Raw genomic sequence first — 5,463 nt, forward strand, 5'->3', positions numbered from 1 at the left:
CATGATAAACAAGAACTGGTACCCGTTTAATATTTAGGTGATGCTATGCCGTACTGCACTTAAAAACAAGGTTAAAACCGATGCACACATCGCAACTTCAACGCGCGGGACTGGTGGTCCTGCTGGCAGGGCAACTGCTGCCCATGATCGATTTTTCCATTGTCAACGTGGCGCTGGATGCCATGGCGCATACGTTGCGCGCCACATCGATTGAGCTGGCGCTGATTGTCGCCGTGTACGGCATTGCTTTCGCCATCTGCCTGGCGATGGGCGGACGCCTGGGGGATAACTACGGACGTCGTCGGATATTCCTGGCGGGAGTATGGATCTTTGGTATTGCATCTTTATTATGCGGCATCGCGAACAGCGTCGGTCTGTTGATGTTTGCCCGCGCACTGCAGGGTGTCGGCGCGGCTTTCATCGTGCCGCAAATCCTCGCCACTATGCATGTCACCATGAAGGGCAGGGAGCACGCACGCGCCATTGGTCTCTACGGCGGCATTGGTGGGCTGGCCTTTATCATCGGCCAGGTGTTAGGTGGATTCCTGATCAAAGCGGATATCGGCGGCTACGGCTGGCGCAGCGTGTTCCTGATCAACCTGCCGATTTGCCTGTTTGTGCTGATCACCGCGCGACGTTTTGTGCCTGAAACCCACAATCATCAGCGCGTGCCGGTGGATGTCAGCGGCACCTTGCTGCTTGCAGGCGCGATTGGCTGTTTGATGCTAGCGCTGGCGCTCGGTCCGCTGCTGCACTGGTCATGGCCGTGCATTCTGCTGCTGGTGCTGTTCCCGGTGTTATTGCATCGCCTGCGTCAGAGTTCACTGCGTCTGGAAGCAGAAGGCGGTTCGCCGTTGCTGCCCCCTTCGCTGCTGCGTCTGCCAAGCGTTCGTTTTGGTTTAACCCTGGCGGTGCTGTTCTTCTCCTGCTGGAGCGGCTTTATGTTCGCGGTAGCGCTGACGCTGCAGTCAGGCATTGGCTTAACTGCATTTCAGTCAGGAAACGCGTTTATCGCACTGGGCGCTGCCTACTTTATCGGTGCGATGCGTTCAACGCGCATGGTGGAACGCTTTGGTAAACGCACCACGTTACTGACCGGTTGCGGCATCCAGATGGTCGGTTTGATTGCACTGATCGGGACTTTCCAGTTTGCCTGGCCTGATGTTGGCGTCTTTACCCTGATGCCCGCCACCATCCTGATTGGCTTCGGTCAGTCGTTTATTGTCAGCACCTTCTATCGCATTGGCATGAGCGGTGTACCGCATCATCAGGCGGGCGCGGGCAGTGCGGTGTTATCCACCGTACAGCAATCGGCACTCGGTTTGGGTCCGATGCTGCTCGGAGGCGTTTTCACTCAGATTAACATGCATGGTAATCACCTGGCGGCCATCTCCGGCACCCTGGGCGTGGAGCTGTTAATGATGGTGACGCTGGTGATTCTGACCAGTCTGAACCGTCGTACTTTCCAGCCGGTGACGGCGGAAGGGTAATCCTTATGCTGTGATTTCTGCAGCGGCTTTTCAGCTTACTGTAAGGTAAGCGAAAATCCGTTGATTGCGCTGAATTTACCTTTGGCGCGGTGGTCTTTTTTCCGGAACATATCGCCGCAACTAACGGGCTGAACCGCGTGTTCAGCCCGTTTTTTTGTGGTGCGGCAGAAATGCGTTGAATGGAAAACGGCAGGCTCATAGCAGATGAAAAAGATGTTAACCGGGTTACTTTTCATGGTAACCACCACAGCCTTTGGTGCAGACGATTTCACCCTCAGGGATATTCACTTTGACGGCTTGCAACGCGTCGCACCGGGTGCAGCAATGCTGAGTATGCCCGTACGCGTGGGCGATCGCGTCACAGATGACGATATTCGTAACACCATTCGTGCGCTATTTGCCACTGGCAACTTTGAAGATGTGCAAGTGCTGCGCGATGGCGATGCGCTGCTCATTCGTGTGAAAGAACGGCCGGCCATTGCGAGCATTTCCTTCTCCGGCAACAAGGCAATCAAAGAAGATCAGCTGAAGCAAAATCTCGACGCCACCGGTGTGCGGGTCGGCGAAGCGCTGGATCGCACCACATTATCGGATATTGAAAAAGGGCTGGAAGATTTCTACTACAGCGCGGGTAAATACACTGCCAGCGTCAAAGCTGTGGTCACGCCGTTGCCACGCAATCGTGTCGATCTGAAGTTCGTGTTTACCGAAGGTGTATCCGCGAAGATTCAGCAGATCAATATTGTCGGCAATCATGCCTTCTCATCAGATGAACTCATCTCGCACTTCCAATTGCGTGATGATGTGCCGTGGTGGAATTTTATTGCCGATCAGAAATACCAGAAACAAAAACTGTCCGGCGATTTAGAAACACTGCGTAGCTATTATCTCGATCGCGGTTTTGCACGTTTTAATATTGATTCAACGCAAGTGAGTTTAACACCCGATAAGAAAAGTATTTATCTGACAGTCAATATTCATGAAGGCGATGTTTACCATATTTCCGATGTTATCCTGAACGGCGATATGGCGGGACATTCCGCCGAAATTGAGAAACTGGCCCATATACCGCCAGGGGCTTTATACAGCGGTGCCAAAATTACTGAGAACGAAGGCGCGATCAAAGCGCTGCTCGGTCGCTACGGCTATGCTTTCCCGCAAGTCAGTTCTCAGCCTGAAATTAACGATGCAGACAAAACCGTTAAACTGCATGTGAATGTTGAAGCAGGGCATCGTTTCTACGTGCGTCAGGTGAAGTTCAGCGGCAATGACACCTCGAAGGATTCGGTGTTACGTCGCGAAATGCGCCAGATGGAAGGGTCGTGGTTAGCCAGTGATGCGGTTGATCAAGGTAAGGCCCGTCTCAATCGTACCGGCTATTTCGAAAGCGTCGATGTTGATACCCAGCGTGTGCCCGGCAGCCCTGATCAGGTCGATGTGGTGTATAAGGTGAAAGAGCGTAACACCGGCACTTTCAACGTGGGTCTTGGGTACGGCACCGACAGCGGCATCAGTTACCAGCTTGGCGTCAGCCAGGATAACTGGATGGGTACCGGTAATACCGTGAGTTTTAGCGGTACCAAAAACAGTTATCAGACTTATGTTGAGATTGCCGCCACCAATCCATACTTCACCGTGGATGGCGTGAGCCTTGGCGGCAAGCTGTTCTACAACGACTACAGCGCCGAAGATAATGACCTGTCTGAATATACGCTGAAGAGTTTTGGTGCCAGCAGTACATTAAGCTTCCCGATCAGCGAAAACAGTAATCTGAGTTCAGGGCTGGATTACACCTACAACCGCGTCAGTAATATGGCACCGCAGGTCTCCATGTGGCGCTATCTGGGATCGCAGGGCATCCATCCGAAAGTCATCACCACTAATGAAGATGATGATGACGATTACGCCACCAGCGATGAGAAGTTTGTCGCTAATGACTTCTTCTGGAACATTGGCTGGAACTACAATTCGTTAGATCGCGGCTTCTTCCCAACCTCGGGGGTTTCAGCGGGTTTCAACACCAAAGTGACGATCCCGGGATCGACCAACAGCTATTACAAAAGTACGCTGAGTGCCAACGCATACTTACCGCTTAGCAGTGACCATCGCTGGGTGTTGATGGGCCGCACCAAAGCGGGCTATGCGGATGGGTTCGGTGGCAAAGAAGTGCCGTTCTACGACAACTTCTACGCCGGCGGCTCCAGCTCCGTGCGCGGATTCTCATCCAATACCATCGGTCCAAAAGCGGCTTATTACAGTTGCACCGGCAACGAAAGCAGCTATGGCAACTGTTCGGTGAATAAATCGGATGATGCGGTGGGTGGTAATGCGATGGCTGTGGCGAGCGCGGAGTTAATCGTCCCGACTCCATTTGTTAGCGATCGTTATGCGGATTCACTGCGCACCTCGTTCTTTGTCGATGCCGGTACCGTTTGGGATACCAAATGGGAAAATACCGCGGCAACCCGTGCGGCGGGCATTCCGGATTATGGTGATCCCAGTGAAATCCGTGTTTCCAGCGGTCTGGCATTACAATGGCAATCGCCGCTTGGTCCGCTGGTGTTCTCTTATGCCTTGCCGATCAAAAAATATGAAGGCGATAAGTCTGAGCAGTTCCAGTTTAATATCGGGAAAACCTGGTAGTGGTTATTTCTCTGTTAAAGAAAGAAGTAAGATTTACGTTATCTTTAAACAGAGAGAACAGAATAAAATAGCCGTTTGCGTAAAATAGTCAGGGTACGGTGCTTATGGAATGAGTGCCTGCCACCATCGTTGTTATGCATTTTCTATCAATATATTTCGCCACCCATTTGGGTGGCTTTTTTATATTATTTAACCTTCGCTCAGGCGTAATCCGCTTTCTGCATCAAACAGATGAATCTTCTCGGCGTTGAATCCAATACGAATCTGATCACCACTCACTGCAGCATGACGCCCGGCGATTTGCATATGCATGGCGTGACCGTGCCATTCAAGGTGCAACAACGTTGATTCACCGGTGATTTCAACCACTTTTACCGTGGCGAGCGCGCGCGTGTCAGCCTCTATGAGATCGTGAGGACGCACACCCAGCGTCACCTTTGCTCCATCACATTCACGTGCCGCCGCTTGCCAGCGCAGAGGTAGCGGTTGCCATAAATCCTGGCACTGCACACCCGGAATGCCATCGCGGGTAATCAATTGCGCCGGTAGCAGGTTCATCGGCGGCGAACCGATAAAACGCGCCACAAACGTGTCCGCTGGTCGGTCATAAATCGCCAGCGGTGCACCCTGCTGCACAATGCGACCCTCTTTCATCACCACAATCTGATCGGCCAGGGTCATGGCTTCAACCTGGTCGTGCGTGACATACACCATGGTGGTTTTGAAGCGTTGATGCAGGGATTTGATCTCCGCACGCAACTCCATCCTCAACTGTGCATCGAGGTTGGACAACGGCTCATCAAACAAGAACACCTGCGGATTGCGCACCATCGCGCGGCCCATCGCCACACGCTGGCGCTGCCCACCGGATAACGCACGCGGATAGCGCCCGAGCAGTTTATCAATGCCGAGAATCCCGGCGATGCGTTCGATTTTGCTCTGCTGCTCTTCGCGCTTCACTTTCTTCACCTGCATATGAAACGCGAGGTTCTCTGCCACCGTCAGATGCGGATAAAGCGCATAGCTTTGAAACACCATAGCGATATCACGATCGGCGGGATCGCGATCGTTGATTGCCACTTTATCCATCATGATTGCGCCATCCGACAGGCTCTCCAGCCCCGCCAGCAGACGCAATAAGGTGGATTTACCACAGCCGGACGGACCGACCAGTACGGTAAAACTGCCGTCGGGAATGGTAAGGTCGAGCGGATGCAGAACCGATTGTTTGCCGTAGCGCTTGGCCACTTTTACGAGTTCAACACTGGCCATGATTTAGCGCTCCTGTGCGGAAAGTTGCAGTTGATGCCAGTCGGGATAGCGACGTGGC

General features: G+C 52.9%; 4 protein-coding genes. 2 read left to right on the forward strand and 2 right to left on the reverse strand.

Annotated elements, in window-relative coordinates; translation table 11 throughout:
- Nucleotides 1–80: 80 nt before the first annotated feature.
- Complete coding sequence (locus H7A81_RS25375; RefSeq protein WP_182059110.1) at nucleotides 81–1,490, forward strand: MFS transporter; 1,410 nt, start codon at nucleotides 81–83, stop codon at nucleotides 1,488–1,490.
- A 35-nt stretch (nucleotides 1,491–1,525) separates the two neighbouring features.
- Here H7A81_RS25375 and H7A81_RS25380 read toward each other — a convergent pair whose 3' ends face one another.
- Complete coding sequence (locus H7A81_RS25380; RefSeq protein WP_182059113.1) at nucleotides 1,526–1,726, reverse strand: hypothetical protein; 201 nt, start codon at nucleotides 1,724–1,726, stop codon at nucleotides 1,526–1,528.
- Between H7A81_RS25380 and bamA the strand changes: the two genes are divergently transcribed.
- Entirely contained in the window at nucleotides 1,695–4,133 is a 2,439-nt protein-coding gene (gene bamA / locus H7A81_RS25385) for an outer membrane protein assembly factor BamA (protein WP_182059111.1), read from the forward strand. The genes H7A81_RS25380 and bamA overlap by 32 nt on opposite strands.
- A 189-nt stretch (nucleotides 4,134–4,322) precedes the next feature.
- Here the strand turns inward: bamA and H7A81_RS25390 are convergent, their stop codons facing one another.
- Nucleotides 4,323–5,405, reverse strand: a complete 1,083-nt coding sequence (locus H7A81_RS25390; protein ID WP_182059112.1) for an ABC transporter ATP-binding protein — start codon at nucleotides 5,403–5,405, stop codon at nucleotides 4,323–4,325.
- Between the last annotated feature and the right edge of the window lie 58 nt (nucleotides 5,406–5,463).

This window comes from Pantoea sp. ME81 (genome assembly GCF_903970985.1).
Taxonomy (GTDB): domain Bacteria; phylum Pseudomonadota; class Gammaproteobacteria; order Enterobacterales; family Enterobacteriaceae; genus Pantoea; species Pantoea communis.